Source organism: Novacetimonas hansenii JCM 7643, from assembly GCF_000964405.1.
GTDB lineage: Bacteria > Pseudomonadota > Alphaproteobacteria > Acetobacterales > Acetobacteraceae > Novacetimonas > Novacetimonas hansenii.
The window spans coordinates 1-3,482 of the sequence record NZ_BANE01000173.1; the positions used below are offsets into that span (position 1 = coordinate 1).

Annotated in this window: 4 protein-coding genes; all 4 read right to left on the reverse strand. The window is 64.6% G+C overall.

Features of this window, described 5'->3' with window-relative positions:
• Positions 1-62: 62 nt before the first annotated feature.
• Positions 63-1,430, reverse strand: a complete 1,368-nt coding sequence (locus B7G66_RS17885) for a fimbrial protein (RefSeq protein WP_003621765.1) — start codon at positions 1,428-1,430, stop codon at positions 63-65.
• Between the two features lie 117 nt (positions 1,431-1,547).
• Entirely contained in the window at positions 1,548-2,036 is a 489-nt protein-coding gene (locus B7G66_RS12130; protein ID WP_003621763.1) for a hypothetical protein, read from the reverse strand.
• A complete protein-coding gene (locus B7G66_RS12135) occupies positions 2,036-2,473 on the reverse strand; it encodes a phage tail fiber protein (protein ID WP_003621761.1) in 438 nt (145 codons plus the stop codon). The genes B7G66_RS12130 and B7G66_RS12135 overlap by 1 nt, the downstream gene beginning before the upstream one ends.
• A 3-nt stretch (positions 2,474-2,476) precedes the next feature.
• Positions 2,477-3,482 (reverse strand): DUF3383 family protein (locus B7G66_RS12140; RefSeq protein ID WP_052955182.1); only part of this gene is annotated, 1,006 nt, incomplete at its 5' end.

Here is a 3,482-nt window from a genome sequence, read left to right on the forward strand (position 1 = left end):
TTTATGATTTCAGGATGTTATTGAGACTTACTTTTCAAACAGTCCCTTATGCGGGCATGACGTCATCGTTGGCCGGTATTCGCCAGCGCCGGAAGCGACTGGCGCAACTGGTGCTGTATCTGTGTTGCAATCCTGTTCCCGTCATGGGTATTGGCATGCACGACAATATCACCGATATGCACTTCTGTTTTATGGCCGCCCGTCGCGCCGGGCGCTATATTCGCCATTTCCATCTGCCGCGTGATGATATCCGCCCAGGCCCCACGGTTGCGGTCTTCAGTGCCGTCACGACTGACGGGGCGTTCATCAAACCTGCGTATGGGTGCGGTGGCCTGACGGGGGGGATGGAAACCTGACATCAGCGCCCGTCCTGCCTTTCGGGAATAGAGATCAAGACCAGACGGCATCTTCTGGCCATAGGCCTTTACCTGATCGGCGAATTTCGCACCATGCACATCAATGCCAAATGCCTGCATGATGTCCTGTGCGCGTGGTGCATGCCATTGCCCCGCGCCCAAGACATCACCCGCATCGCCGCGATGCCATGCACCAGATCCGCTTTCCTGCCCAATATTCGCAGCCGCCCCCATTGCAGCCACCCCCATCGCAGCCAAACGGGAATAGCCCATTCCCGCCGGCATTCGGGCCGTCTGCACTTTGCGTAACCTGACCGCCTCACCAGACAGTTTCCGGTCCGACGGGGGCGGGTTTTTCGCGGCGACGACAGGCCGGGCGGCATCCGCGGCGATGGTTTCCGCTGCCGTGACGGGGACGGTTGCATCCTGTGGCGCAAGGCCCCCGGCGTTCCCATCCGATTGCCCCTGCTGCCCCTGCACCGGCATGGGGGGCGGATATGGTGGCGCACGCACAACGACACCCGCCCGGCCTGCGATGGCCTGACGCTGCGCCGGGGTCAGGGTAGAGGGCGGGAGGGGGGACGAATTCGCCTCCCCTGTCACAGGCACAGCGACAGGCCCAGTGACAGGCCCAGTGACAGGCCCAGTGACAGACCCGGTGACAGACCCGGTGACAGACCCGGTGACATCATCCCTGACGGTGCGCCCTGTCATGCGTCCTGTCACGCCCCCCGTCACATTCCCCGTCACGTCCCCCATGACATCCCGGCGCATATGATCCCCACGCATGGCCGATGGAGGCGCGGCGGCACCGGCCCGCCCATCGACGGCGGGCCCTTCCCCCATAACAGGGGGAAGCATGGCGTGCGGATGCAACGGGGGCCGCGCCCCCGCGCGGCGGGCAGCGGCGCGCACGGCAAGCAGGGAGGGCCGCGCCATGTGAAATGCCGCCATCGCCGCCCGGCGCCGCGCCGCCACCCTGCGGGCGGCCCCGCGCCCTGCCTGTGCAAGCTGGCGCACCTGTTCCATGGCGCGCGACACGCCGTTGGCGGAGGGATTGGTGACAGGTGCCATTTCACAGATCCACGATGCTGTTATGGTTGCTTACCGCCGCGATTTCCAGCAGGTCATACAGGTCTTCGGTGTCATAGACGTCCTGCAGTTCATGCAGGCTTGCCAGGCGGGATGCGATCACGCAGGCGATGGCGCGCGCGACGTTGGCGCATTCCGCGCGTCTTCGCCCACCGCCAGCAGAAGCTGGGCGACGGGGAGGAAGATGAACACGCTTGCGCCCGAAAAAAAATCCGTGTGCAGCTTCATCGCCTCCATCTGCAACAGGCCCACCGTCGCGATTTCCTGTATGTCGGCGGGGATCACCGGCTGTGGGGTGGGATGGGCGGGATCGCGGATGATGCGCACGCACTGCATCAGGCGATCCAGCAGGGCATCCGCCGCATCGGGCGCCATCATGCCAAAAATGCGCATGCCGGCCTCTGCAATGCCGCCCATCCCCTCTGCCGCGTCATCCGCCACCGCGCGATAACCACCGGCAATCGCCGCATGCAGCACATGACGGCCCCAGCGGTCGGCATCAAACGCACTCATGCGGGTGATGACGAAAACCTTGCCCAGGTCCTCGCCCTCTTCCGTCACGCTATATTCGATGGATTTCAACGCCATTACAGGGCTGCGGGCAAAACCCGCTCCCACAGGATGTCGAACCGCCGCGCATCAAGCACCCGCCCCGCATTGGGCAGGGCACTTGCCGCACGCAGCACGCCACGCAACAGCGTATAACGCCGCCCCACCGACGGAAGCTGGATCTCGCCCCCGATGCGATAGATCGTGCGCGCCACATCCTGCGCCGTGACGATGGATTCGAACACAAGGCAACTGTCGGAACTTGCGGCGAGGGAGACGGACTGATGCACCGGCTGTGGCACCCACCCTGCGGACAGATAGCCATCAACCGACATCTGCGTTTCCGCCAGTTCGCGCTGGTCCGCCTCGAACGCGCGGTCGGCGCTGTAATTCGACAGCGTGACCGGCGCGTTGAACAGGCTGCTGACGGTGATGGTAAAGACCGAGTTGGCGTCGGAAATGTTATAGTCGCTCATGGATTACTGCACCTCCAGCGAAGACAGGCTGATGGACTGGACCGATCCGCCATCGGTGTACCAGAACTGACATGGGGGGGAGGCACGGGCCGCGCGCACGGTGGCGGCGGCGGTGGACGCACCGGGCAGGAAATACCACCCCCGCGTCGCCAGCGTGTCGGAAATGGTGCGCGCGGCCGCGTTGTTGACCTGCTGCTGCTGTGCCGCCGTCAGCGTGACGCCCGCACGGATCAGCCCGAACGCCAGCGCCTGATTGATCGTGTCCTGCACGCTGGCGGCGATCAGCACGTCCCCATCCGCATTATACGGGATCTGCCCGGTATTGAGCAGCAGGCCAAGCAAGGAGCGCTGGAACGATCCGTTCAGCCATACCTGCCCGATATAGCTGTCGGCCCATGCGAACGGCCCGGACACCGCGCCATCGGACAGGAATTCGAAATCCGTGCCCGACCCGGCATACCCGCCGTAATAGCTGTAGCCATTGGCCGCAAGCGTACTGGCCATGGCTGCGGTCTGCACGGTGGGGGTAATCAGGCCGTTTTGCCGGAATTTCAGCGTCGTGCGCCCTGATGTCGTGGAAAAATCCTGCGACGCCATCCATCCCAGCGCAAGGGCGGCGACCATCGGATCGGCATAGATCGGGGTGACGCCCGCCACATCCTGGGCCGCGACCCACGCGCCGAACGCCACCGTCGTGCCTGATACCACCGCCTGCGGATCGGTATCCCACGGCACGTACCAAAAACGCGCCCCCTGTGCGGCCGTCCATTGTGCGAATGCCTGTTTATCGGCCAATGACGGTTCGAACGCGGTGGTAAAGCCGGTCCAGCCGGTATTGACCGCCACCAGCGCATCCATCACGGCCCCCGGCGTGGTGCCTGATGTCGCACCCGATGTGCTTCCTGCCGGCGCGGACAGTGTAACGGTCGGGACAGAGCTGTATCCGCTGCCGCCTGCGCCCACCGTAATGGCGACGACCACGCCGCCCGCGACGGTCGCGGTGGCCGTG

Bases quoted from the DNA above. Each gene is read 5' to 3' on its own strand.
- B7G66_RS17885 (WP_003621765.1), bottom strand. From the start codon at position 1,430: ATGGCACCTGTCACCAATCCCTCCGCCAACGGCGTGTCGCGCGCCATG.
- B7G66_RS12130 (WP_003621763.1), bottom strand. From the start codon at position 2,036: ATGGCGTTGAAATCCATCGAATATAGCGTGACGGAAGAGGGCGAGGAC.
- B7G66_RS12135 (WP_003621761.1), bottom strand. From the start codon at position 2,473: ATGAGCGACTATAACATTTCCGACGCCAACTCGGTCTTTACCATCACC.